The sequence below is a fragment of the Paraburkholderia ferrariae NBRC 106233 genome (assembly GCF_000685035.1).
GTDB lineage: Bacteria > Pseudomonadota > Gammaproteobacteria > Burkholderiales > Burkholderiaceae > Paraburkholderia > Paraburkholderia ferrariae.
Window position 1 is genome coordinate 142,028 of the sequence record NZ_BAYB01000022.1, and the last position, 23,885, is coordinate 165,912.

At 65.8% G+C, this 23,885-nt stretch carries 20 protein-coding genes and 1 pseudogene; 10 read left to right on the forward strand and 11 right to left on the reverse strand.

What is annotated here, in order from left to right:
• Nucleotides 1-13: 13 nt before the first annotated feature.
• From BFE01S_RS22800 to BFE01S_RS45930, 8 genes and pseudogenes are all read right to left on the reverse strand, one after another.
• Nucleotides 14-316, reverse strand: a complete 303-nt coding sequence (locus BFE01S_RS22800; RefSeq protein WP_028227489.1) for a YciI family protein — start codon at nucleotides 314-316, stop codon at nucleotides 14-16.
• A gap of 24 nt (nucleotides 317-340) precedes the next feature.
• Entirely contained in the window at nucleotides 341-625 is a 285-nt protein-coding gene (catC, locus tag BFE01S_RS22805; RefSeq protein WP_028227490.1) for a muconolactone Delta-isomerase, read from the reverse strand.
• Nucleotides 626-670: 45 nt separating this feature from the next.
• Nucleotides 671-1,999 (reverse strand): short-chain fatty acid transporter, encoded by a 1,329-nt coding sequence (locus tag BFE01S_RS22810; RefSeq protein WP_028227491.1) that lies wholly within the window; start codon nucleotides 1,997-1,999, stop codon nucleotides 671-673.
• A 70-nt stretch (nucleotides 2,000-2,069) separates the two neighbouring features.
• Entirely contained in the window at nucleotides 2,070-3,041 is a 972-nt protein-coding gene (locus tag BFE01S_RS22815) for a 3-hydroxyacyl-CoA dehydrogenase (RefSeq protein ID WP_042338267.1), read from the reverse strand.
• Nucleotides 3,042-3,043: 2 nt separating this feature from the next.
• The gene (locus tag BFE01S_RS22820) at nucleotides 3,044-3,745 is read right to left on the reverse strand and encodes an SDR family oxidoreductase (RefSeq protein WP_028227493.1); all 702 of its coding nucleotides are present in this window, start codon (nucleotides 3,743-3,745) and stop codon (nucleotides 3,044-3,046) included.
• A gap of 61 nt (nucleotides 3,746-3,806) precedes the next feature.
• Nucleotides 3,807-4,859, reverse strand: a complete 1,053-nt coding sequence (locus BFE01S_RS22825) for a cyclase family protein (protein WP_028227494.1) — start codon at nucleotides 4,857-4,859, stop codon at nucleotides 3,807-3,809.
• Between the two features lie 54 nt (nucleotides 4,860-4,913).
• Entirely contained in the window at nucleotides 4,914-5,654 is a 741-nt protein-coding gene (locus tag BFE01S_RS22830) for an IclR family transcriptional regulator (protein ID WP_028227495.1), read from the reverse strand.
• Between the two features lie 107 nt (nucleotides 5,655-5,761).
• Nucleotides 5,762-5,969: pseudogene (locus BFE01S_RS45930) on the reverse strand (carotenoid oxygenase family protein); the annotation flags it as partial.
• Between the two features lie 87 nt (nucleotides 5,970-6,056).
• On the opposite strand from BFE01S_RS45930, the gene BFE01S_RS45105 reads away from it, so the two are divergent.
• From BFE01S_RS45105 to BFE01S_RS39780, 5 genes are all read left to right on the forward strand, one after another.
• Nucleotides 6,057-6,341: a hypothetical protein gene (locus BFE01S_RS45105; protein WP_028227496.1), complete on the forward strand. Its 285-nt coding sequence runs from the start codon at nucleotides 6,057-6,059 to the stop codon at nucleotides 6,339-6,341.
• 32 nt (nucleotides 6,342-6,373) lie between these two features.
• On the forward strand, nucleotides 6,374-7,498 hold the full coding sequence (locus BFE01S_RS22845; protein WP_052420959.1) for a sensor histidine kinase: 1,125 nt from the start codon (nucleotides 6,374-6,376) through the stop codon (nucleotides 7,496-7,498).
• Nucleotides 7,486-8,250: a LytR/AlgR family response regulator transcription factor gene (locus BFE01S_RS22850; protein ID WP_028227498.1), complete on the forward strand. Its 765-nt coding sequence runs from the start codon at nucleotides 7,486-7,488 to the stop codon at nucleotides 8,248-8,250. Before BFE01S_RS22845 ends, BFE01S_RS22850 begins: the two co-directional genes overlap by 13 nt.
• A 112-nt stretch (nucleotides 8,251-8,362) precedes the next feature.
• Nucleotides 8,363-9,274, forward strand: coding sequence for a sterol desaturase family protein (locus BFE01S_RS22855; protein ID WP_028227499.1), 912 nt, complete (start codon nucleotides 8,363-8,365; stop codon nucleotides 9,272-9,274).
• 242 nt (nucleotides 9,275-9,516) lie between these two features.
• Nucleotides 9,517-11,085, forward strand: a complete 1,569-nt coding sequence (locus BFE01S_RS39780; protein WP_042338268.1) for a methyl-accepting chemotaxis protein — start codon at nucleotides 9,517-9,519, stop codon at nucleotides 11,083-11,085.
• Nucleotides 11,086-11,113: 28 nt separating this feature from the next.
• Here the strand turns inward: BFE01S_RS39780 and BFE01S_RS22865 are convergent, their stop codons facing one another.
• Together BFE01S_RS22865 and BFE01S_RS22870 are read right to left on the reverse strand one after the other, a co-directional pair.
• Nucleotides 11,114-13,645 (reverse strand): EAL domain-containing protein, encoded by a 2,532-nt coding sequence (locus tag BFE01S_RS22865; RefSeq protein WP_042338270.1) that lies wholly within the window; start codon nucleotides 13,643-13,645, stop codon nucleotides 11,114-11,116.
• Nucleotides 13,646-13,764: 119 nt separating this feature from the next.
• Complete coding sequence (locus BFE01S_RS22870) at nucleotides 13,765-14,688, reverse strand: LysR family transcriptional regulator (protein ID WP_042338271.1); 924 nt, start codon at nucleotides 14,686-14,688, stop codon at nucleotides 13,765-13,767.
• A gap of 109 nt (nucleotides 14,689-14,797) precedes the next feature.
• Here BFE01S_RS22870 and BFE01S_RS22875 point away from each other — a divergent pair, with 109 nt between their 5' ends.
• From BFE01S_RS22875 to BFE01S_RS22890, 4 genes are read left to right on the forward strand one after another with little or no spacing between them, the layout of a single operon-like run.
• A complete protein-coding gene (locus tag BFE01S_RS22875; RefSeq protein WP_028227502.1) occupies nucleotides 14,798-15,676 on the forward strand; it encodes an alpha/beta fold hydrolase in 879 nt (292 codons plus the stop codon).
• 38 nt (nucleotides 15,677-15,714) lie between these two features.
• Complete coding sequence (leuC, locus tag BFE01S_RS22880) at nucleotides 15,715-17,133, forward strand: 3-isopropylmalate dehydratase large subunit (protein ID WP_028227503.1); 1,419 nt, start codon at nucleotides 15,715-15,717, stop codon at nucleotides 17,131-17,133.
• Nucleotides 17,126-17,764 (forward strand): 3-isopropylmalate dehydratase small subunit, encoded by a 639-nt coding sequence (leuD, locus tag BFE01S_RS22885; protein WP_028227504.1) that lies wholly within the window; start codon nucleotides 17,126-17,128, stop codon nucleotides 17,762-17,764. Before leuC ends, leuD begins: the two co-directional genes overlap by 8 nt.
• 39 nt (nucleotides 17,765-17,803) lie before the next feature.
• Nucleotides 17,804-19,141 carry an MFS transporter gene (locus tag BFE01S_RS22890; RefSeq protein WP_028227505.1) on the forward strand — a complete coding sequence of 446 codons (1,338 nt, stop codon included), beginning with the start codon at nucleotides 17,804-17,806 and terminating at the stop codon, nucleotides 19,139-19,141.
• A 33-nt stretch (nucleotides 19,142-19,174) separates the two neighbouring features.
• Here the strand turns inward: BFE01S_RS22890 and BFE01S_RS39785 are convergent, their stop codons facing one another.
• A complete protein-coding gene (locus tag BFE01S_RS39785) occupies nucleotides 19,175-21,091 on the reverse strand; it encodes a tetratricopeptide repeat protein (protein WP_052420960.1) in 1,917 nt (638 codons plus the stop codon).
• A gap of 712 nt (nucleotides 21,092-21,803) precedes the next feature.
• Between BFE01S_RS39785 and BFE01S_RS22900 the strand changes: the two genes are divergently transcribed.
• Nucleotides 21,804-23,837 carry an arabinofuranosidase catalytic domain-containing protein gene (locus BFE01S_RS22900; protein ID WP_028227506.1) on the forward strand — a complete coding sequence of 678 codons (2,034 nt, stop codon included), beginning with the start codon at nucleotides 21,804-21,806 and terminating at the stop codon, nucleotides 23,835-23,837.
• The last annotated feature ends 48 nt before the right edge of the window (nucleotides 23,838-23,885 follow it).

Sequence of the window (23,885 nt, forward strand, 5' to 3'; positions counted from 1 at the left end):
GGCGGCGCTGCGCTCAACGCGGCAGGTGGCTCACCCCGTCGAGATATGCTTTGCGCCAGCGCACGATGCTCACGCGCTCGAAGAGGCGCGCGTGCGTGAACGGATCGCCGGCGATAAAACGTTCGGCGGCCTCGCGGGTGTCCACGTCCACGATATAGATGCCGCCGCCTGCGTCGCTGCCGTCGTCGTTGAGCTTGGCGCCGCAGGCAAGCAGCAGGGCCTTGTGCTGCTCGAGAAACGCCAGATGCGCGCTGCGCTCGCGTGCGCGCACGTGGGCGTGGCCCGGTTTGTCGAAGGTTTCGATCAGGTAAGGCATGGCGGTTTTCGCGGGGTTCGGCACTTAGTCAGGCACAATCGCCGAAGGGTGCTGCGCGAGCGGCGTCACGCTGATCTTCATGTATGGGAAGAGCGGCAGCGAACTGAGTATCGTGTGCAGTTCGTCGTTCGATGCCACGTCGAACACGCTGTAGTTCGCGTACTCGCCCACCACGCGCCACAGGTGGCGCCACTTGCCTTCGTGCTGAAGCTTCTGCGAAAAGGCCTTTTCCTGCGCCTTGAGGGCATCGGCGTAAGCCGGGTCGGTATCGGGTGGAATCTGCACTTGCATGTGCACGATAAACAGCATGGGTAGCGCTCCTTGATGAACGGGTAGGGGGACGAGGGGCGGCTATCAGCCCCAGACGAGAATCGCCACCGTATAAACGATGCCGATCCAGAACATCATGATGACCGTGTAGCCCATGATGTCCTTGAGCTTGAGCTTCGAGAGCGCCAGCGCGGGCAGAATCCAGAACGGCTGGACGAGATCGTTCCACGCGTTGCCCAGCATGACGGCCATCGAGGTATGCGGCACCGAAGCGCCAATCGACTTCGCGGCCTCGATCATGAACGGGCCCTGCACGACCCAGTGGCCGCCGCCCGAAGGCGCGAAGAAGTTGATGAAGAACGAGCTGACGAGGCCCCAGAACGGCAGCGTGGCGGGTGTCGCGACGTTCACGAAGGCATGCGAGAACGTGTTGACGAGACCCGAGGACGCCATGATGGCCATGATGCCGGCGTAGAACGGATACTGCAGGATGATGCCGCTGATGGTGCGGATGCCTTCGTTGAGCTTCTCGACGTAGCGGATCGGCGTGCCGAGCAGGATGATGCCGAGAAACAGGATGAAGAAGTTGATGAGGTTCAGGTCGATCGAGCCGCCCTCGTAGAAGTGCAGCCCCACATAGCCCATGCCGATCAGGCCGATCACGTAGCTCAGAAGGCGGCTGTTGTTGAGCCGGTTCGCAAACGTCTTGCCTTCGTCGAGATCGAGCGCGACCGGGCCCGCCTTCGGTGCGGCTTCGGCGTTGCGGTCGATTTCCTTCACGCTCTGGCCCGCCTTGGGATGCAGCCACGCGTTGAGCAGCGGCAGCGTAACGATGACCACGAGGCTCGTGACGAGCATGACGGGCGAGAAAATCGTTTCGGAGAGCGGAACGACGCCCATCTGCGCTTCGAGCGGGTGCCCCCTGGTGGAGATGAGCACCGGAATGCTCGCGGAGAGGCCGAGACCGTAGAGCGTGAAGCCGCTATAGGCAGAGGCGATGATGAGCGGGTAGTGCACGCCCTTCACGCGCAGCGCGAGCTTGCGCGCAACGATGCCGCCCACCACGAGGCCGAAGCCCCAGTTCAGATAGCTGCCGATGCCGCCCACCAGCGTGGCGACGATCACGGCCATGCGCGGGTCGTTCACGCGGGCGACGAGACGGTCGAGAAAGCGGTCGGTGAGGGGGGCCGTTGCAAGCACATAGCCCATGGCGAGGATCACCGCCATCTGCGTGGTGAAGGCGAGCAGCGCCCAGAAGCCCTTGCCCCAGCTCGTGGTGAGCGCCGTGATGGCCTGGCCTTGCACGAGTACGGCCAGCGCCATGGTGAGCAGCGTGAGGCCGATTGCGAACACGAAGGGATCGGGCAGATAGCGGCGCATCAGCTCCGTGAAGAAGGCGGTGATCTTTTGCATGCGAATGTCTCTGTCCTGGTCGTAATCGTTATGATCTTGCGCTCGGGTTTCGTTCGAGCGGGTGAGGGTTTCAGTCTGCTTCGTTGTCCTGAATCTGTTTCTGTTCCTTGCGGTGGCGCGCGAGACGCATGAGCTCGCGGTCGCGCCAGGCCACTCGCGCCTCCCACTGGTCGAGCGGCAGCGCGCTGCGCCGCTGGGCTTCCACGCGCGCGACGAGTTCGGGCGTCCACGGGTCGTGCTGGCCGCGCTCCGCGCCCATGCGGGCATAGGCGGGCCCCATCTTCTGCGCGTGCGAGGCGATCCCGCCGCGCGTGTTCAGATCGACGGTTTCGAACGGGCCGATCACGGACCAGCGCGGGCCGAGCCCTTCGCGCATCACACGGTCGATGTCTTCCACGCTGGCCACGCCGTCGCGCACGAGGCAATACGCCTCGCGCAGCACGGCGCCTTGCAGCCGGTTGAAAATGAAACCTTCCACTTCCTTGTGCACGGTGACGGGGCGCAGCCCGGCTTCGCTGAAGAGGTCGATGGCGCGCGCCGTGGCCGCGTCGGAGGTGAACGGCGCCGGCACGATTTCGACTACGGGGATCAGGTAGGGCGGATTGCCTGGATGCGCGACGAGGCAGCGCGCGCGTCCGGGCAACGCTGCATCGACGAACTTCGATGCCGCGAGAAACGACGACGCGCTCGCGAGAATTGCATGCGCCGGTGCGGCACGGTCCATCTGCTCGAAGAGTTCGCGCTTGATTTCCGCACGCTCGGGCGCGCATTCCTGAACGAGGTCGGCTTCGGCCGCTGCGGCAGCGAGCGTATCGACGATTTCCACGCGCGCAGCGATGGCGTTTGCGGTTTCGTCGAGCAAGCCGTGGTGTGCGAGGTCGGACAGGCGCAGCGCGATCTCGCGAGGCACGGCGGCGCGGCGCTCCGCGTCGGGATCGTAGAGCCGCACGCGCCAGCCCGCGCGCGCGAACACCACGGCGAAGGCAACGCCGATGCTGCCCGCGCCGACTATTGCGGCGCGGCGGGTGGCGGGAGCGGTCATCGTCACACTCCCGCTACGCCGACTGTCATGCCGCCGCACACGTACAGCACCTGGCCCGTGACGAAGCCGCTGCGCGCGTCGAGCAGATACGAGGCAGCATGGGCGATGTCGTCGGGCGTGCCCACGCGCCTGACCGGCACGGCGTCGATGATGGCTTGGGTGCGCGGCGCGCCCGGCGGGTTCGCGCGGTCGAAGAGTTCGGTGCGGATGGGACCCGGGCCGATCGCGTTCGCGGTGATGCCGAAGGCGCCCAGTTCGAGCGCCCAGACGCGCGTCATGCCGATCAGTGCGGCCTTCGTCGCCGAGTAGGCGGTGCGCAGTTCCTTGCCGAGCGCCGCGCGCGAGGACATATTGAGGATGCGCCCGAAGCCCGCCGCTTTCATGCCGGGCAGGAGCGCCTGCATGCACTGCTGCGCGCAGCGCACGTTGAGCGCCCACGCGCGTTCGAGTTCGTCGAGCGTCTGGTGCTGTGCATCGGCGGGCAGCACGACGCCCACATTGTTGATGAGGCGCGTGATCGGGCCGCCTTCCAGCGCGCGGGCCAGCGCGGCGGCGGTGGCTTTTACGTCGGAGAGATCGGCGATCAGTCCATCGCCCACGCGGTCGATGACCACGGCTTCATAGCCGTCCGCTTCGCAGCGCGCGGCGCACGCGGCGCCGATGCCGGCGGCGCCGCCGGTAATCAAGACTCGTTCTTTTGCCATGATGGGAATGCGTCGGTGCAGGGTGGAATCGATAGCGAGCGAATGAAATGCGCCGGGCCGCTCAGACCGTGGCGACCGGCGTGACCGGCGAGCCCATCGCGCCGGGCAGACGCAGCGGCGGCGCGGTCAGCATGAAGCGCGAGCGGCCATGCGCGCGCAGCCACTCGGCCAGTTCGCGCAGATACCAGAGTTCGCCCAGCGGCAGGCCGAGCTTGAACAGGCAGTGGTGGTGCAGCGGCATCAGCGGATGCTCGCCCTGCGTGGCCGGCGCGCGCGCCGGGTAGCGCTCCACCGCGTAGTTGTCGGCGGCGAGCGCGGCGATGCCCGAATCGGTAATCCATTGCAGCAGGCGTTCGTCGCGGCCATCGAGTGCGCTGCAATGATTCGCGAGGACCGCTTCGTCGGGCTGGCGGTTCATTTCGAGAATCATTTCCGCGAAGCCGGTGCGCAGCAGGAGCATGTCGCCGCGCTCCACCACGATGTTGTCTTTCGCAATCACGTCCATCAGATCGTCGTAGCCCACGGTGCGCAGCGCGCGCCCGTAGTGCGCGACGAAATCGATCAGCACGCCGCGGCCCTGCATGCCCTTCACGGCCAGGTTTTCGATGCCCAGCACGTCGGCATGGCTGTGTTCGCCGCCGCAGGCGTGCGGCGCATATCCGTCGTCGGCGCGGTATTCCATCGGGCCGACGATGTCCTCGTTCGCGCGATAGCCGTTGTAGTAGACGCTTTCCGCCACGCCGTCGCCATTGGCGTCGAAACGCGCGCCCACGTGCGCGAGCGAGTCCCACTGTGTCGAATACTGGAGCGAGAGCAGCACCTGGTCGTCGCTGACCACGTCGGTCGCGCTGGCCTCGTTGCGCGCGAACGGGAAGTTCACGTAGGGCAGGCCGTCGCGAAAGGTCGGGCGCAACACGGGCGGGTGGCGCCGAACGTTGAGCTTGCTTTCGCCCGGAAAGTCGAGCGGCAGCGAGAGCGAAAAGCTCAGGCCCGCGCGGATCTCCTGCGCGCCCTTGAGCACCTGCTCCGTGCCGATCAGATTCGGGCGGCCCAGTTGATCGTCGGGCCCGAAGTCGCCCCAGTTGGACCCTTCGGGCCGGTTCTTCCAACGCATCGTATGTCTCCTGCCATGCGGTCTACGGCGAACTCGCGCCGCGTCCTTCGCTGCTCATGCGAGCAGCGAGGGCGGAATCTGCGCATAGACCTCGAGCAGCGCCTTCACCGCGTTCTGCTCGTTCTTCAAAAGCCGCGCCTTGGGCGCGCCGATGACGAGCGCGAACGCTTCGCCGTGAATCCGGAAACCGCGCGCGAGACCCGCCACGTCCTCCACGCTTTCGCCCGTCGAGCGATGCCAGCCGTCGATCACGCCCTGCTCGATCTCGCACTCGAACGTTGCGCGATCAACCACCGTGCCGCCGGGGGCGACGGAGAGCGGCTCGCAACGGTCCAGCAGCTTGCGCCGCACCGCCGGGTCGAGCGCGCCGAGCAGCGCCTTGCCCGCCGCGCTCGCGACAGTCATGAAGCCGCCCGGTTCGTCGCTGTAGCGGATCTTCTGGCGCGACTCCATGACGTCCAGATAGACCACGCGATTGCCCGCGAGCGTGGCGAGCGCGGCGGTTTCGCCGGTGGCGTCGCGCAGCGCCGAGAGGAGCGGCTGGAAGGCCAGCGTGAGCGGGTCCTCGCTGCAGATGTCGCGCGCCACGTGCAACAGCCGCTGCGTGGGGTAGTAGCCGGCCTTCACGCCCGGCGCGTACAGATAGCCTTTTGCCACCATCGTCTGCAACAGCGCGTGGCAGCTCGACAGCGGGATCTCGGTTCGACGCGCGATCTCGCTGTAGATCATGGGCTGCCGGACTTCGGCAAAGAGGTTGATCACGTCGAAGACGCGCACTGCAGTTTTCACATCCATGAGAATATTATCGGCATATCGATAGCATGATGACAATAGCCTTTCGGGTAAACACCTGGGCGGCTTGGGGTGGGTGCCCCTTTTCGGGGCGCATTCTTCGCCGCGAATTAATCCTCGCGCGGCAGTTGCGCACCGTGAAACCCAGCCGGAATCCGCGCGGGCAGGTGCACGGTTGCCACCGGTCCGGCACCCAGGTCGCTCGCATCGAGCGCCACCTGTCACCGGTATCCGTCGCGCTGCGATAGACGCAACGGGGAATCCGGCACCCGGCACGAACACGGGCTCGGTGTTCCGGTCGCCGGACGTTACGGCGTAGCGTTCGAGTGCGCAGGCGCGCCTCCGGAGTACCATTGCCCCATCGCGCAAGACAGGCGATGAGACGAGCCGGAGGGGAGGTGCGCCATGTTCGCGATGCGTTGCCTGAAGCTTTTCGCGGTCATCGGCCTGTGTGCCGTGGCCGCGGCATGCGTGCACGTGGAAGGATCGTCGCCGCCGCCGGCCCGGCCCGTCGTCGTCAAGCCGGCCAGTTCGTGTCTCACGCCGAATCACGACATCGTTGCCGACGGCACCGTCGTCCATCGATGCGCCTTGCCGGGCCAGACTGTCACGCAGTGCCCGCAGTACCTCTGCCAGCGATGCAACAACGGCACCTGGACCAGCGAATACACTTGCCGGTTGTCGCAATGAAACCAGATGACCGGCGCGACCGAACGTAATCCATGAGCACGAGCTACGTATTGGAAGAACCGGGCGAACCGCCTGGCAAACATCCCGGCGAACCGCGCAGCGAAGAACCCAAACCGCTGTGGCGGCACCTCGCGTGGCTGTGGGTGGCGTTCTGGCTCATCATGCTGCTCCTCGGCATACAGGAGTCCTTATGGACCGGGCGGCTGCAGTTCTGGCGCCCGCTTGTCGACGTGACGTCGTCCGCGCTGGCGGCAACCGTGCTGGCCGTCGTGCAGATCCGGCGTGCCGACCGGTTCGACCGCTTTCTCAAGCAGCCGCTACAGTGGTTCCTGCACCATTGGGCGTGGATGCCGCTGCAACTGGTGGCCTATATCGCGGCCATGTACGCCGTGAGAATCGGCGTGTTCGCGCTTGCCGGCCACCCCTACAAACACGGGCCGTGGGGCGAAGTGATGGCCTACGAGACGACGAACTTCGTGTTGTTCTACACGATGTTCGGCGGCATCCATTTCGGCATGAGGTCCTATCGTGCGTGGGTCGAGGAGCGCCTCACCGCGGAGCGGCAGGTGAGCCTCGCGCGGCAGATGCAGGTTGCGCAGTTGACGCAGCAGTTGCAGCCGCATTTCCTGTTCAACGCGCTGAATACGATCTCTTCGCTGATTCACTCCGATCCCGATGCCGCCGACACCCTGCTTACACGCCTCGCAACCCTGCTGCGCGCCACGACCGACGCGAGCCAGCGCCTGGAGCAGCCGCTGGCCGACGAATTGACGCTGCTGCGCGCCTATGCCGCGATCATGGCCCAGCGCTTTGGCGAGCGCGTGCAGATTGCCTGGGAGATCGATCCGGCCGCGCACGCGTGCCGCGTTCCCACGTTCGGGCTGCAGCCGCTGCTCGAAAACTGCTTTCGGCACGGGGTCGAACGGCGCAGCGCGGTCACGCATATCGCCGTGCGCGCCGCGTGCCGCGCCGGACGGCTGGAGCTGGAGATCGAAGACGATGGCGATCTGCAGCAGCTTCCCGAGCGGCGCGGCGTGGGCCTCGGCAATCTCGAACGCCGCATGCAGTCGCTGTACGGCACAGAGGCATGCCTCGCCTTGCGCGTGCGCGCAGGCGGTGGTTTGATCGTGGGAGTGAGCTTGCCGTGCGCGCACTGATTGTCGATGACGAAGCGCCCGCGCGCAGCAAGCTGCGCCATATGCTGCGCGCGTTTGCCGATGTCGAGGTAGTGGGCGAAGCCGCGGATGGCGCCACGGCGCTGCTGCTGGCCGGAGAACTCCGGCCCGACGTGATTTTCCTCGACGTGCAGATGCCCGAAGTGGACGGCTTCGATGTTGCCGCGTCGCTGCCCGACGACGCCCCCGCGCTCGTCTTCGTAACGGCGTTCGACCAGTACGCCTTGCGTGCCTTCGACGCCCAGGCCGTTGACTATCTGCTCAAGCCTGTCGAGCCGGAGCGCCTCGCGCGCACCGTGCAGCGATTGAGCCACCCGGGGCGGAGCACGGCGAATAACGCGGCGAACGGTGCGGCGAACAACGCGGTGAAAAGCGCGGCGAAAAGCGCGGCGCGCCCGAGCGTGGGCATGCCCGCGAATCTGATGATCGTGGACCGGGGTATCACGCATGTGGTGCGATGCGCGGAAATCGAATGGCTCGAAGCCGCCGACAACTACGTCGACATCCATCTTCCGCAGCGCAGCCTGCTGCTGCGGCGCACGCTCACCGCTTTGCTCGGCGATCTCGCGCCCGCGTTCGTTCGCACGCATCGCAGTTTCGCCGTGGCGGTGGCCGCTGTGCTCGCCGTGCAACCGCGGGCGAAGGGCGATGCCACGGTCGTGCTGAAGAGCGGCGGCGAGGTGCCGTGCAGCCGGCAATATCGCGAAGCGCTGATGGCGCGCCTTCGCCAGTAGCGCAAACACTCCTGTTCGCCCCACGGTCGGCCCGGCTCATCCCAGGCCGATAGCGGCCCGAGGGCTGCGGATCTACGCTGGCTGGCATCACCCTCTCGACTGCCGCCCAGCCATGGCTCTTCTGCTCAAGTACCTCCCATACGCCAATGCCGTCGTGCTCGCCGCCTCGCTGGTGGAGGCGCTTGTGCTCGCCATCCGGCACGGCTGGCGCCGCTACGACTGGAAGGCTTCAGCCGTCTCGGTGACCGACTTCCTGATTCGCGAATACCCGTTGCGCTGGCTGCTGCCGCTTGCGTTCTGGGGCAAGACGATGAACTGGTTCTGGCTACACCGTCTCTGGACGCTGCCCATGCATCACTGGAGCGGTTGGCTGGCGTGCTTCATTGGTCAGGAGTTCTGCTATTACTGGTACCACCGCAGCGCGCATCGCACGCGCTGGTTCTGGTGCACGCACGCCATTCATCATTCGCCCAATCAACTGAATCTCTCGGCGGCTTATCGACTGGGCTGGACGGGCCGCCTTACGGGTTCGACGGGGTTCTTCGTGCTCGCGCCGTTGTTCGGCATGCCGCCGCTCATCGTGATGACGCTGCTTTCAGTCAATCTGCTTTATCAGTTCTGGCTGCATGCCACGTGGATCCCGCGTCTCGGCCCGCTCGAATGGATACTCAACACGCCTTCCTCGCATCGCGTGCATCATGCCGCGAACCTCGACTATCTCGATGGAAATTATGGCGGTGTCCTGATCGTCTTCGACCGGCTCTTTGGCACCTATATTGCGGAAAAACCGCAGGTGCCGTGCCGCTTCGGCCTCGTGGAGCCCGTGACGACCTACAACCTGCTCACGATCGAATTCGGTCACTGGGGCGCGTTGTGGCGCGACCTGCGCGCGTCGCGCTCGCTACGCGAGGCGCTGGACTATCTGATGAAGCCGCCCGGCTGGCGGCCCGACGGCAACGGCGCAACCACGGAGGATCTCAAGCGCCGGAGCGATGCGCACATGCGCTACGTAGAGCAGCAATAAAGCGGCGGCGCGGTTCGCGCGAGCGCGACTGGAAACGTTTGCTTCCGCGCCGCTGCGCAGGCCCAAAACAAACTTGTGCGTTATCTTGATATTCGTCAAGTGCGAGGAAATAGCCGGGCCTGTCGCACGGGCATACTGGCGGTCGCTTTCCACGGCCGCGGTCGAAGGTTCGATCGGGTCGTGAATTTCAGGGGTAAGCGCGCCTCGCCCGAGCGCGCAAAAACGACGAACCGATCACCACGATGCGTATCAACGTACCGGTCAACGACCACGAATATGTGCTGCCGCAGGACGAGGTCATCATTACCCGGACGGACGGCAACGGCGTTATCGAATATGCCAACGACGCCTTTCTGCGCGCGAGCGGCTTCACCCGCGACGAAGTGATGGGGCAGCCGCAAAATATCGTCCGGCATCCCGAGATGCCCGCTGCGGCCTTCGAAGACCTGTGGCGCACCATCCAGAGCGGCCGGCCATGGTCGGGGATGGTCAAGAACCGGCGCAAGGACGGCGGCTTCTACTGGGTGCTGGCGAACGTGACGCCCGCCGTGCGCGACGGCGAGATTACCGGATACATGTCCGTGCGCACGCGCCCGGGCGAGGCCGAAATCGAGGCGGCGCAACGTCTCTATGCCGACTTGCGGCGCGAGGAGGATTCCCGCTGGCGGTTGAAGGGCGGCCGCGCCATTCGCAAGGGCGTGTTTGGCATACCTGATCGTCTGCTGGGGCTTTCGGCGGTCGGGCGGCTTGACGCGATCATGGCGGTGCAGGCCCTGATGATCCTGCTCGTGCCTGCCTGCACGGCCAGCGGGCTGCTTGCGCACGCCATCGGGCAGCGGCTCGGCTGGTCGATTGCGGTGGTGGCTGCCTTGTCGTGCGCGCTGATGGCGGCGTACCTCACGCGCAACGTGTTCGCCCCGCTCGCGCAGATGAATGCCAGCGCACTCGTTGTCCTTGCCGGCGAACTCCAGCATCGCTTTCGCGAGTGCGGGGATACGCATACGCGCCTGCTCGGGCGGCTGCTCAACCAGATGAACGGCAAGCTGATCGGCATATTGATGGACGCGCGCGGTTCGATCGACAAGGTGCGCGACGCGTCCTCGGGACTGGCCGATGGGAACGCGAATCTCTCGGCGCGCACGGAGCAGCAGGCGAGCGCCATCGAGCAGACCACGGCCACGCTCGGCCAGATCACGGAAACCGCGCGGCACAATGCCGATTCGGCCAAGGCCGCCAGCAGCGAAGGGCAGCGCACCGCCGAAGCGGCATCGGCGGCAGCAGAAGCCGCGCGCCGCTCGGCGCGGCTCACGGAAGATCTGGCGGCCCACTCGCGGCGCATTTCGGAAATCACGGCCACTATCGACGGCATTGCGTTCCAGACCAACCTGCTGGCCTTGAATGCAGCCGTGGAGGCCGCGCGGGCCGGGCAGAACGGCCGCGGCTTTGCCGTGGTGGCCGGCGAGGTGCGCACGCTCGCCAAGCGATCCGAGGCCGCGGCGCGTGAAATCAAGTCTCTGATCGACAGTTCGCTCGACATGATGAAGGCGAGCGCCGAGGCGGCCGCCGGTGCGGGTGCGGAGATGAGCAAGGTGGAGCATTCCGTGGCGCAACTCACGCACGCCATTTCGGAGATCGCCGAAGCCAGCAGCGGCCAGAGCGTGGAGATCGAAGAGTCGCAGATCGCGGTGGAGCAGCTTGCGCAGATCACGCAGATGAACGCCACGCTGGTGGAAGAGTCCGCGGCGGCTTCGGTTGCGCTCAACCAGCAGGCTCAGGCGCTGGAAAATGCCGTGATCGTGTTGATGGGTTAATTTTAAAAGTAAGGAATGCGAAAGGCATTCAGGCCGATGCCGCGGCGATGGTCGCCGTGCAGGTCTGAAGCAGTTCCGCCACCTGTTCCGCAGGCTGGGGCCGCGCCAGCAGATAGCCCTGCACATGGTGGCAGCCCGCCTCGCGCAGGAAAGCGAGCTGCTCCGGCGTTTCCACGCCCTCCATCACCACGTCGAGGCCCAGCGCGCGGCCCATCGCCAAGATAGCCCGGATGATCGCGCGGTCCGGCTTGTGCGCTCCGTCGCCCGCGAGGAACGACCGGTCGATCTTGAGCGTGTCCACCGGCAGATCTTTCAGGTAGGCGAGCGACGAGTAGCCCGTGCCGAAGTCGTCGATGGCAAGGCTCACGTTTCGCGCCATGAGCTCGCGCAGCAGCGTGCCGATCTCTTCGCGCGTATTCATCGCCATGCTTTCGAGCAGTTCGAGCTGGAGCCGCCCGGCCGGCAGCGCGGTTTCGCTGAGTATGGCGCTCAGGTCGGCGAGGAAGCCGTCGGTCACGCACTGCCGGGCCGAGAGGTTGACGGCGATGCGGCCGAACTCGAAGCCCGCGTCGAGCCATGCGCGCGCCTGGCGGCATGCCTCGCGCAGCACCCAGCGGCCCAGCGGCACGATCAGGGCCGATTGCTCGGCAATGCCGATGAATTCGCCGGGCGCAACGATCCCGCGCTGCGGATGCTGCCAGCGCAGCAGCGCTTCGATACCGACGATCCGATTCGTCGAAATGTCGTACTGCGGCTGGTAGAAGAGGCAGAATTCGTTTTGCTCCAGCGCGCGGTGCAGCTCGCCCAGCGTTTCGAGTTGCGCCAGCGCCGACGAGGTCATGGTGCTCTCGAAGAACTGGAATACGTTGCGGCCGCGGCTCTTCGCGCCGTACATCGCCTGGTCGGCGCGCATCATCAGTTGTTCGGCCTCGCTGCCGTCGTCGGGGTAGATGCTGATGCCGATGCTGGGCGTCGTGAAGATCTCGCGGCCGTCGATCACCATGGCCGCGCCCACCGAGTCGAGCAGCGTGCGCGCGAGCCGGCCCACGTCGCGCACGTCGCTTATGTCTTCGAGCACGAACGCGAATTCGTCGCCGCCGAGGCGCGCCACGGTGTCGCTCGCGCGCAGCCGGGATCGCAGCCGTGCGGCCACGACCTTGAGCACCTCGTCGCCGGTATTGTGGCCGAGCGTGTCGTTCACGAGCTTGAAGCGGTCGAGGTCGAGATACATCACAGCGAACTTGCGCTGGCCGCGCTGCGCATGGAGGATGGCGCGCTCCAGCCGCTCTTCGAACAGCACGCGGTTCGCGAGCCCGGTCAGCACGTCGTGCGTCGCGAGAAAACGCAGGCGCTCTTCGGTCTGGCGCCGCTGGGTAATGTCCGAGAAGATGCCCGCGTAGTGCGAGATCGCGCCTTCGTTGTCCCGTATGCCCGTAATGGTGAGGTATTCGAGGTAGAGCTCGCCGTTCTTGCGGCGGTTCCAGATCTCGCCCTGCCAGTGTCCGTTCGTCTTGAGCGCGCACCAGAGCCCTTCGTAGAACGCCGTATCCTGATGGCCCGAATTCAGGACGCTTGGGTTGCGGCCCACCACCTCGTCCTGGCTATAGCCGGTGAGGCGCGTGAACGCCTGATTCACGCGCTCGATCTTCGCGTTGCGGTCGGTCACCATGATGCCTTCCAGCGCCGATTCGAACACGCGGTCCGCCATGCGCAGGCTGAAACGTGCGCGGCCCAGCGCTTCGTCGCGCTCGCGCAGCGCGCTGTGCAGCTCGTTTACGTATTCGTCTTCGATGTTCTGCAGGATGTCCGCAAAGCTTAGCAGTCCGACAAGATTGCCGAAGTCGTCGCTCACGCCCACGTGGCGGATATGATGGCGCAACATGAAATGCTGCGCGGCATAGAGGCTCTGGGTGGCGGCGAGCGTTTGCAGCGGGCGGCTTGCGTGCTCGCCCACGGTGCCGCCGAGCGCATCGCCTGCAATCAGGCGTACGATGTCGCGCTCGGTCAGGATGCCGTGCTCGACGCAGCCGTCATGCGCATATTCGACGACAATGGCGTCGAGCTTCTGCGCGCGCATCTGCGCAATGGCGCCAAGCAGCGGCTCGCCGGCCGTCACGAGGGCGAGCGGCTGCACGTGGATGGCTTCGATGGGCTTCAGGTGCAGGAAGAATTCGGCGCCCTGGTTCAGCACCACGTCGGTTTGCGTGAGCACGCCGATGCACGTCCCGTCGCGCATCACGCCAAAGTGGCGGATGCCGGACTGCTTGAAGCGGACCGCCGCTTCGCCCAGCGACGTATGGGCGTCGAGCGTGAGGAGCGGCGCGCTCATGACCGCGCTGATGGGGCGTTCGAGCGCGAGAGCGTCGTCGCCCACGGCAAGCGCGTCCTGTTCGGTCCAGATGCCGAGCGCCGTAGCGCCTTCCATCACCACCATCGAACTGCAGCGCTCGGCGAAGATGCGCCGCGCCACTTCGCGCACGGGCGTGTCAGGGGAGCACGTCAGCATCGGGCGCGCGATCAGGCGGGAAATAGGGATGGCGTAGCTGCTCGTCTCAATCATGCTCGAACCGGGGGCGGAGAATGTTGCGCGCGGCGCCCCGGGCAGGGTGCCGTAACTCGATACGGCATATCGGCCGGGGCGGCTGCGGGCTTGAGTGTCAAAACGCCGCAGGGGGCCGGTCACACGGTATCGCCGCTTGCCTGCCCGAACGCCGAGCGCAAGTAGTCGCCGAGAAAATCCACGAACGTGCGCAGCTTGGCGGAAAGCCGGTTGCGCTCCAGATAGATCGCGTGGATATCGGCGTTCGGCAATGCCCACTCGGCGAGCAGCGGCACGAGTTCGCCGCGTTCGATGTACCCCGCTATCTCCCACTGCGAGCGGACGACGATCCCGCGACCGTCGAGCGCCCAGCCCAGCACGATGCTGCCGTCGTTGCTGGAGAGCGCGCCATCCACTTTCACCGTTTCCGCGCGCTTGCCTCGCGAGAAGTGCCAGGTGCCATAGGCCGAATCGTTCTCGCGCAGCACGATGCACGCGTGATGGGCGAGGTCGTGCGGCGTGGCAGGCTTGCCATGCTGTTTCAGATACGCCGGGGAGGCGCATGCGATGCGCCGGTTCTTCACCAGCAGCCGCGCATTGATGCGCGCGTCCGGCACTTCGCCGAAGCGGATGCCGACGTCGAAGCCCTCTTCCTGGAGACTCAGCGGCCGGTCGGTCAGATGAAGCTGGATCTTCATGGCCGGAAAGCGCTCGACGAATTCGGATACGGCCGGCGCGACATGCGTGCGCCCGAAGCCGAACGAGGCATTCACGCGCAGGAGGCCGGTGGGCTCGCCGCGGCTACGCGTGACGAGTTGCTCCAGCTCCGCCAGCTCGTCGAGGATGCGCGAGCCGCTCGCCAGATACAGCTCGCCCTCGGGCGTGAGCGAGAGCCGCCGCGTCGTGCGGTTCATGAGCCGCACGCCCAGGCGCCGCTCCAGTTGCGCGAGCCGCTTGCTGACCGCGGGGGGCGTCACGCCAATCTCGCGCGCGGCGGCCGCCAGATTGCGGTGCCGCGCCACGAGGGCGAACAGATTCAGATCGGAAAAGGCGTCCGTTGCCATGTCCTTCAAACCTTTGGATTCGTTCCTGAAAGTTACGACCGGATTGCCTTTGAGGAAACCCAATCGTGCATGGCATCAATTAGACTGCAAACCATCTTGGGAGACAACGATGTTCGAAGGATTCTCCGACGTTTCGACGCTGGTGGACGGCGTACGGATTCGCGCCATCCAGGGCGGCCGCGGCCCGGCGCTCCTGCTGCTGCACGGCCACCCGCAAACGCACGCGATCTGGCACAAGGTCGCGCCCGCGCTGGCCGAACGCTTCACGGTGGTGGCCGCCGATCTGCGCGGCTATGGCGACAGCGGCAAGCCCGAAGGCGAGGCCGACCACGCCAACTACTCGAAGCGCCGCATGGCGCTCGACCAGGCGGCGCTCATGCAGAGCTTGGGCCACGGTGCGTTCGCGGTGATCGGGCACGACCGGGGCGGCCGTGTTGCGGCGCGCATGGCGCTCGATCACCCGCAGGCGGTGACGCAACTGGTGACGCTCGACGTCGCGCCCACCGTGGCGATGTACGAAGAGACTTCATTCGAATTCGCGCGCGCCTATTGGCACTGGTTCTTCCTCGTGCGCCCCGCGCCGTTCCCGGAAACGCTGATTCGCGCCAATCCCGACCTGTATCTGAAACAGACCATCGGCGCGCGCAGCGCCGGCCTCACACCGTTCACGCCCGAGGCCTATGCGGAATATCTGCGCTGCCTCTCGGACTCGGCAACGGCGCACGGCATCTGCGAAGACTATCGCGCGTCGATCACCATCGACCTCGAACACGACCGCGCGGATCTTGCCGAAGGCAAGCGCATTGCGTGTCCGTTTCTCGCGCTGTGGGGCGCGCAAGGCGTAGTGGGCCGCTGCTTCGATCCGCTCGCGCAATGGCGCAACTGGAGTGCGGGCGTGACGGGCGAGGCGCTGCCGTGCGGCCACTACATTCCCGAGGAAGCACCGCAAGCACTTCTCGAACGCGTGTTGTCGTTTCTGCGGCGTTGACGCGCTCGCCCGACTCCCTTCAGCCGGAATTTTTCATCATGTCCTCACATACGCTTTACCGCAAACTGGTTGATTCGCATACCGTATCGATTCTCGACGCGGAGCACGTTCTGCTCTACGCCGACCTGCACATCATGAACGAGTACACGAGCCCGCAGGCCTTCGCGGGCTTGCAGGAAAAGGGCCTGCGCGTGCGGCGCCCGCGCCAGCAGATGGGGGTGGTCGATCACGTCGTCCCCACGCGCCCCGTGCCGGTTCGCGCGCGCACGATCGAGATTGTCGATGCCGCGAAGCAGGCCGCCAACTTCACGCGAAACTGCGTGGAGCAAGGCATCCATCTGTTCGATATCGACGACCCCATGCAGGGCATCGAGCACGTGGTCGCGCCCGAGATCGGGCTGATCCGCCCCGGCATGGTCGTGCTGTGCGGCGACAGCCATACCACCACGTATGGCGCGCTGGGCGCGCTCGGATTCGGCATCGGCACTTCGGAAGTCGAGCATGTGCTGGCCACGCAAACGCTCGTCTATCGCGTGGCGAAGGACATGCGCATTGTCGTGGACGGTGCGCTGCCGGCGGGCACCACGTCCAAGGATCTCGTGCTGCATATCATCGCGCGCATCGGTGCGCAGGGCGCGCGCGGATATGCGGTCGAATATGCGGGCGAAGCGATTGCCGCGCTTTCCGCCGAGGCGCGCATGACCCTGTGCAACATGACGGTGGAGGCAGGCGCGCGCGCCGCGCTCATCGCGCCGGACCGCACGACGCTCGACTACGTGCGCAGCAAGGTGCGGGATCTCGACGCAAAAACGCTCGATGCGGCTTGCGCAGCCTGGTCGCAACTGCATTCGGACCCAGGCGCCCCGTTCGAGGTCGAACACCGCTTCGACGCGGCCCGGGTCGCACCGTATGTCACGTGGGGCACGAGCCCCGACCAGGCGGTGCCGGTGGATGGCCGCATTCCCGACGCCGCAGACGGGCAAGGGCTCGACGGCGCGACGCTGCGCAAGGCGCTCGACTACATCGCGCTGCCGGGCGGCGCGCCCATCGAAGGCACGCTTATCGACCGCGTGTTCATCGGCTCGTGCACGAATGCGCGGATCGAGGACCTGCGCGCGGTGGCCGCGGTCGTGCGCGGCCGCAAGGTTGCATCGACGGTGCGGGCGATGGTGGTGCCGGGCTCCGGCCTCGTGCGCGATCAGGCCGAACGCGAGGGTATCGCGCAGCAGTTGATCGACGCGGGCTTCGAATGGCGCCAGCCCGGCTGCTCGATGTGCCTCGCGATGAACGACGACGTGCTCGCGCCCGGCGAGCGCTGCGCTTCGACCACCAACCGCAATTTCGAAGGGCGCCAGGGGCGCGACAGCAAAACCCATCTGATGAGCCCGGCGATGGCCGCCGCTGCCGCGATCGCGGGCCGTATCGTCGATATTCGCAAGGAGTTCGCTCATGGCTGAGCCGTTCGTGATCGCGGGCATTGCCGCCCCGCTGCCGGTCAACAACCTGGATACCGACCAGATCATGCCCAAGCAGTTTCTGCTTGGCATCGACCGCTCGGGCCTCGCCCGCGGGCTGCTGCACGACCTGCGTTTCGACGCGGAGGGCCGCGGGCGCGAAGGCTTTGTGCTGAATCGCGAGGCGTACCGCGGCGCGAAGATCCTGCTGGGGGGCGCCAACTTCGGCTGCGGATCGAGCCGGGAACACGCCGTATGGGGCTTGCAGCAGGCGGGCTTCGAGGCCGTGATCGCGCCCAGCTACGGCGAGATCTTCTACTTCAATGCGGCGAACAACCGGCTGCTGCTGGTGACGCTGCCGCAGGCGCAGATCGAGGCGCTGGTGGCCGAGATCGAGAATGGCAGCGACAAGCAGCTCGTGATCGACGTCGAAAACGAGGTGGTGGTGACGCCTTCGGGGCGGCGCTATCCGTTCGCGTTGCCGGCGCGCCAGAAGCGGATGCTGGTGGAGCGGCTCGACATGATCGGCATGACGTTGCGCGAGGCGGCAGCGATCGACGCCTTCGAGGCACGCCATTGGGCCGCGCAGCCCTGGTGCCGGATCGATCTGCCGGCGCAGCAGAAGGGCGCGTAGGCGGGCGGTCATTCACACTACAATAAACTGGAGACAACCATGAGCACAACACCGGCTCTCAGCCCGGACGCCGCACTGGAAACCAGCGTCGTCCGCAAGATTTCGCGGCGTATCACGCCCTTCATCATCCTCCTGTATTTTCTGAGCTTTCTGAATCGCGTGAACGTGGGCTTTGCGGGCCTCACGATGAACCACGATATCGGGCTCACGCAGGCCATGTTCGGCGTGGGCGCCGGGATCTTCTTCGTGGGCTATATCGCCGCCGGCATGCCTTCCAACCTCGCGCTGCAACGCGTGGGCGCGCGGCGCTGGATCGCACTCCTCATGGTTTTGTGGGGCGTTCTTTCGGCCTGCACGGCATTCGTCACGGGGCCATCCAGCTTCTATACGCTGCGTTTCCTGCTGGGTCTCGCGGAAGCGGGCTTCTTTCCGGGCATCATCCTGTACCTGAGCTTCTGGTTCCCGGCGCGCCATCGCGCGTTCGTTACCGCGATGTTCATGACGGCCGCGCCGCTTTCGAACATGATCGGCTCGCCCATTTCCGGCGCGTTGATGAACCTGAACGGCGTAGCCGGTCTGCACGGCTGGCAGTGGCTGTTCCTCGTGGAAGGCGCGCCTACCGTGCTGCTCGGCATCGTCTCGTTCTTCTTCCTGACCGACAAGCCCGAGGACGCGCGGTGGCTCGCGCCGGCCGAGCGCCTGTGGCTGTCCGCCGAGATGCAGCGCGAACGCGACGCCAAAGCCGCGCAAAGCAGGACGAGCGTCTGGGCCGCCGTCAAAGATCCGCGCGTGCTGCTGCTCGCACTCGTTTATGCGGGAACATCGACGGGGTTGTACGCAATCGGCATCTGGGCGCCGATGATCATTCACCGCTTCGGCTTCGGCTACTTCGAACTCGGCCTGGTGAACGCGATTCCGAATCTGTTCGCCGTCGTCACGATGGTGGTGTGGGCGCGCAATTCGGACCGGACGAACGAGCGCAGGCTGCATGTGGCCATTGCATGTCTTGCGGCCGGCATCGGCATGGTGCTGGCGGGGCATGCGGCGAGCGCCGTCGTGATGATCGTCGGGCTCTCGATTGCCAGCTTCGGCATCAACGCGGCCAAGCCACCGCTCTGGAGCATGCCCACGCAGTTCCTTTCCGGTTCCGCGGCGGCGGCGGGCATCGCGCTGATCAATGCAATGGGCAGCCTGATCGGCGGCACTATCGGACCGATGGTGATTGGGCGGTTGCGCGACGTTAGCGGCGACTATTCGCTGGGCCTGTATTTCGTCAGCGCCACCTTGCTGGTTTCGGCGGTGCTGTCGTATCTGTTCGGGATGCGTGCGCGGCGTGGCGGCGTGCAATCGGCGGGCGACACGGCTGTTACGCGCTAAGGCAGAGGCCCCGGGTCAGGGACAGACTCGGGATCAGGCCATACGGTCCAGTTCGGCGCGTACCCGTGCAATGACACTGTGCCAGTCGCCCGGTGCGGGCTGCCTGAAAAGCCGCAGGGTGGGATACCAGGGGCTGTCTTCGCGCGCGAGCAGCCAACGCCAGCACGTGTCGAAGCGGTTGAGCAGCCACACCGGCTTGCCGAGTGCGCCCGCCAGGTGCGCGACCGAGGTATCGACCGAGATGACCAGATCGAGTTGCTCGACGAGCGCGGCGGTTTCGTCGAAGTCGGTGAGCAGGGCGGTGTGGTCGATCAGGTTCGGGCCGTCCCAGCCGCGTGTTTGCAGGTCGTGCAACTGGGCCGCCGCTGCGTCGCCTTTCTGGAGGCTGTAGAACGTCACGCCCTGGCGCTTCAGCGAGGCAAGCCGCGACAGCGGCAGCGAGCGGCGCTCGTCGAAAGGGCGCCGGGGTCCGTTCGCGGCCTGCGTGGCACCTGCCCAGACCAGGCCGACACGCAGGCCACGGCGCGGCCCCAGGCGCGCGGCCCATGCTTGCGACGTTTCAGGGGAGGGCGCGAGATAGCGATGCGCCGAAGGCCCCGTGTCCAGCGTGGTGCCGAACGCCAGTGGCAGGCTCATCATCGCGCAATGGCAATCGAACTCGGGCTGGGGATCGCCAGGCGCGATTGCCTGTGCGATGCCTGGCATCGTGCGGATGAGCGGGACGAGCGGTGCCTGAACCCGAGCCAGAACAGTGGCCCCACGTGCGGCGAGCATCGGCAGGTAACGGCAGAACTGCAACGTGTCGCCCAGACCCTGTTCGGCATACACCAGGATGCGCTTGCCAGGCAGCGGAGTGTCGCCGCGCCATTCGGGCTTGTTCGAGACAAGCTTCGATGTCCTGAGGTTTTCCGTTTTCCAGCGCCATGCGTATTCGCGCCAGCCCTCGCCGTAGTTGCCGAGCGTGAGCTGGCACAGCGACCGGTTGAACCGGGCGGATACATGGTCTGGCGAGATCGAAATTGCCTTGTCGTAGCATGCCAGTGCGGTGTCGTGATGGCCGCCGGCTTCGAGTGTCATGCCGCGATTGCACCACGCATCCGCATGATGCGGGTTCAGCGCGATTGCCCGGTCGAATCCGGCCAGGGCTTCTTCGTGGCGTTCCGTGAAGAGCAGCAGGATCGCACGGTTGTTATGGATTTCCGCGAGCGAGCCGTCCAGCGCGAGCGCCTCGTCGTAATCGTGCAGCGCGGCGTCGTGCTGGCCCAGCGCGCGCAATGCGTCTGCGCGCGCGCAGCGGACGAGGGCGTGGCTCCCCGGCAGCCGCAATGCTTCGTCGTAGCTGGCAAGCGCCTGTGCGTGCTGGCCTGCTTCGGCGAGTGCAAGGCCGAGATTGAAGTGCATCGTGCCATCGCCGGCATTCAGCGCAATTGCCTCGCGCAACGCTGCGATGGCGGGTTCGTGACGGCCCAGTTCCCTCAAGGCGACGCCGCGATTGCTCTGAAAAAGTGCATTGCCGGGGGCAAGACGCACGGCAGCTTCAAAGTCCGCGAGGGCGAGGTCCGCGTGACCGAGGCGGCGGTGAGCATTGCCGCGGTCGTTCAGGGCTTGCGCGTAATCGGGCTGGAGCCGCAGCGCTTCGGTGTAGCAAGGAATGGCCGCTTCGTATTGGCCGGCCGCCTGCCGGGCCTGGCCCATGAGGTGATGCGCCGCCGCCAACGCCCCGTTGGCGGCAACGGCCTGGCCGATCCACCCGATGGCCTCTGCCACGGCGCCAGCCCCGAGCGCCATGAATCCCAGAAAGAGCGGCGCCTCGCACGATTGCGGCGCGAGTTCATGCGCGCGTACGCAAAGCGCCCGCGCTTCGGTGGCGTTGCCGCCCTGATAGAGCGCTGCGCCGCGCAGCACGAGCTGGTGCGCCTGGGCTTCGTCGTCGGTATCTGAAGCGGTCACGTGAATCCGGTTTTTCGGGGCGAACCTGTCAAGGGGCGGTGGTCAGTTGCGCCTTCGGGTTCTGGATGCCGCAGTTTACTGCCTGTCCGGCACGCTTGTCCGCTTGCCCGCGCGATTGGCCGGTATCCGGCTTACCGCCGCTGCGTACGTTCTCCCCGCAAGGTCATCGTCGCACTCGCCGCCAATGGCATTGCCGCGTCGAAGGCGAAGTCCTCTGCGATGACGCACAAGGTGCCTCGCGCTCTGCGGCCGGGTCTAAGCTCCGTTTCGCTGGAGACGCTCTAAACCCTGCTGACGCAGGTACGCGAGACCCTCGAGCGGTTCTCCATCTGAAGCGTGGCAGCGGCTCGTGCGGGGCGTCGGCTCGTGTCAAGAGAATATTAGTAATAATTTTCCGAATGCCATGTCGCACTGCACGATATTCCACACGCATATCGAGCATTTGCGCGATATTTCGCGGTATACGGGAATCTACCAAGGCTATCCGGTAGTAATAATGATTAATATTATTAGCACCGGTGCCCCCTACTCTTACCCCGGTCGAGGTGCCGGCGCCTGACGCTTCTCCATATCTCCTAATGCATCCCGGCACCCCGTAGTCGTGTAAGCCTTTCCTGGACCATCGCGCATCGCCGGTAACAGTTACGCGCGAATTGCTTAGTAATCCTGCGTTAATAAAATGTAATCCGATGCTGGCTTATTGGAGGGAATCATGACGTTTAGACTAGCTGGGCTGGCGGCGCTGATGCTGTCGGCTGCTCTCGCGTTGACGGCCTGCAACGGCGACTCGTCAGGCGCTTCCAATGTATCGAGTGTGGCGAACGAGAGTTCGACACCCGCAGTGAGCGCGGCACAGTCCAATACAGGCGCGACGGCCAAAGTCGGCAGCTCGACGCCGCTGCCCTGCGACGCGGCCGCGCAGGCCGGCACGCCCTGCTCGGCGGCGCACAGCGTCACGCGCCTGCTCACGAAGAACTACACGGGACCGCTTTTCCAGGTGGTGCGTTCGTCCGATAACACCGTGAAGGACATTTACCCCTATACGTCGGGCACGCTGCCCGGCGGCAACAGCCGCGAACTGCTGGGCACGACCAACCTGGCGAGCCTCAACGCGTTCTGCAACGGCACGACCTGCGCCGTGTCCTATATCTACGACCAGATCGATCTCGTGGCGGCCCTCAAGGGCGGAGCCTTCGGCAACGTGCCCGCCACGCTCACGCTGAACCAGAACGGCAGCGAATCGCTCACGCTGCCCAGCAGCGGCCCGGGCTCGCAAAGCCCGACCACCGTGCCGGTGCTCAACGGCTTCGCCACCATCACGCTGCCCGGCACCGGAGGAACGCTCACGGTTCAGCTTTCGCAGCCGCCCACCGCGCTGACCGCGCAGGCGCCCACGCAGCAACTGACCGTGGGCAACGACCTGCCGGCCGTGAATGGCGCGCCGGCCAAACTGATGCTCGTGCCCGTCAACGGCCGGCAGGTTCCGTCGCTCGCCACGCTGGCGGGCGAGGCTTACCGCAACCGCTTCGGCACCGTGAACCAGTCGATTGGCGATAGCGACATTGCGGAATTCATGGTGGCGGGCGCGCACTACGGCCAGTCGTCCACGTGCTGCGGCACCTACGGCAACATGGAAAGCAGCGCGAACTCCAGCACCTATGCGCATGGCGAAGTCGAAGGCGAGATGTTCGCGCTGGCGTTTTCGGACGGCGCTGCCGCGGTGTTCGGCTATTGCGACGGCGACACGGACCAGTCGCCGACCACGAAGGACCCCGTATGCAACGGCCTCGACGTGAACTGGCCGGGTGTCGATGCGGAAGCGGGCGTGTATCTGTACGGACCGCAGCAGCCGCCCAGGGAGAAGTTCGTCACGGTTCTGGCGAAATACTCGCCGGTCACGGCGTCCAACATCTTTGTGGTGAAAGGCGGATCGGCGTCACAGGGGGTACTCACGGCGGTCTACGATGCGGCGCCACCCGAGGCGTACAACTTCAGCCACGACGCGGGGCACGCGTTCAACGGGCAATGGCAGGGCGGCCTTTCGCTGGGAGAGGGCGGCGACGGCAGCGCCGCGCCGATCCAGTTCTTCGAAGGCGCGATCCTCACGAAGGCGACCACCGACGCCACCGACAACGCGATCCAGGCCAGTATTTCGGATTACTACGGACCGCCTGCGGACCCGAACCTTGCCACATGCTACGCGGGCAACCTGGTCAATTCGCCGCTGAGTCTTGCCATACCGGATGCCTGGAGCCAAAGCAACGGCGGAACCGCTCAACCGGCCACGGACATCTACGGCACCAGCCAGCGTGCGGCCCTCGTCACGACCACGAACGGCTCGTCTGTGGCGAACATTCACGAAGTGATCCGCGTGCAGGGCGGGCAGACCTATCGCTTCACCGACTACGTGCTGGCCACGACGAACGCGACGGTATTCCCCGGCGGATCGATCCAGACGGACGACTCCGGCAATACCGAGTTCGCCTGGGTGCTCAACACGAACACCGGCAGCATCGTGCAGGGGACGTGGGGCACGGGGCAGGCCACTTCGCTTTCGGCGGTCAAGGTAGGCAACTGGTGGAAGGTGACGATGACGCTGACCGCGCCGGCCGGCTCGAACAACGCGTCCATTTTCATCGATCCGCCCACGTCGAGTGCTGCCGGCGTTCGCAGCCAGCAGGCCTCGTATCTCAGTGCGACGCACTACTGCCCGGCTCTTGCGATCCAGACGGCTTCGAACATGTAGCCGCGGCGGGCTGAATCCGCCGGACAAGCTTGCATGCGGTTGCGCGGG

Excerpts from the sequence above, each read along its gene's own strand:
- BFE01S_RS22800 (WP_028227489.1), bottom strand. The coding sequence starts at position 316 with ATGCCTTACCTGATCGAAACCTTCGACAAACCGGGCCACGCCCACGTG.
- catC (WP_028227490.1), bottom strand. The coding sequence starts at position 625 with ATGCTGTTTATCGTGCACATGCAAGTGCAGATTCCACCCGATACCGAC.
- BFE01S_RS22810 (WP_028227491.1), bottom strand. The coding sequence starts at position 1,999 with ATGCAAAAGATCACCGCCTTCTTCACGGAGCTGATGCGCCGCTATCTG.
- BFE01S_RS22815 (WP_042338267.1), bottom strand. The coding sequence starts at position 3,041 with ATGACCGCTCCCGCCACCCGCCGCGCCGCAATAGTCGGCGCGGGCAGC.
- BFE01S_RS22820 (WP_028227493.1), bottom strand. The coding sequence starts at position 3,745 with ATGGCAAAAGAACGAGTCTTGATTACCGGCGGCGCCGCCGGCATCGGC.
- BFE01S_RS22825 (WP_028227494.1), bottom strand. The coding sequence starts at position 4,859 with ATGCGTTGGAAGAACCGGCCCGAAGGGTCCAACTGGGGCGACTTCGGG.
- BFE01S_RS22830 (WP_028227495.1), bottom strand. The coding sequence starts at position 5,654 with ATGGATGTGAAAACTGCAGTGCGCGTCTTCGACGTGATCAACCTCTTT.
- BFE01S_RS45105 (WP_028227496.1), top strand. The coding sequence starts at position 6,057 with ATGTTCGCGATGCGTTGCCTGAAGCTTTTCGCGGTCATCGGCCTGTGT.
- BFE01S_RS22845 (WP_052420959.1), top strand. The coding sequence starts at position 6,374 with ATGAGCACGAGCTACGTATTGGAAGAACCGGGCGAACCGCCTGGCAAA.
- BFE01S_RS22855 (WP_028227499.1), top strand. The coding sequence starts at position 8,363 with ATGGCTCTTCTGCTCAAGTACCTCCCATACGCCAATGCCGTCGTGCTC.
- BFE01S_RS39780 (WP_042338268.1), top strand. The coding sequence starts at position 9,517 with ATGCGTATCAACGTACCGGTCAACGACCACGAATATGTGCTGCCGCAG.
- BFE01S_RS22865 (WP_042338270.1), bottom strand. The coding sequence starts at position 13,645 with ATGATTGAGACGAGCAGCTACGCCATCCCTATTTCCCGCCTGATCGCG.
- BFE01S_RS22870 (WP_042338271.1), bottom strand. The coding sequence starts at position 14,688 with ATGGCAACGGACGCCTTTTCCGATCTGAATCTGTTCGCCCTCGTGGCG.
- BFE01S_RS22875 (WP_028227502.1), top strand. The coding sequence starts at position 14,798 with ATGTTCGAAGGATTCTCCGACGTTTCGACGCTGGTGGACGGCGTACGG.
- leuC (WP_028227503.1), top strand. The coding sequence starts at position 15,715 with ATGTCCTCACATACGCTTTACCGCAAACTGGTTGATTCGCATACCGTA.
- leuD (WP_028227504.1), top strand. The coding sequence starts at position 17,126 with ATGGCTGAGCCGTTCGTGATCGCGGGCATTGCCGCCCCGCTGCCGGTC.
- BFE01S_RS22890 (WP_028227505.1), top strand. The coding sequence starts at position 17,804 with ATGAGCACAACACCGGCTCTCAGCCCGGACGCCGCACTGGAAACCAGC.
- BFE01S_RS22900 (WP_028227506.1), top strand. The coding sequence starts at position 21,804 with ATGACGTTTAGACTAGCTGGGCTGGCGGCGCTGATGCTGTCGGCTGCT.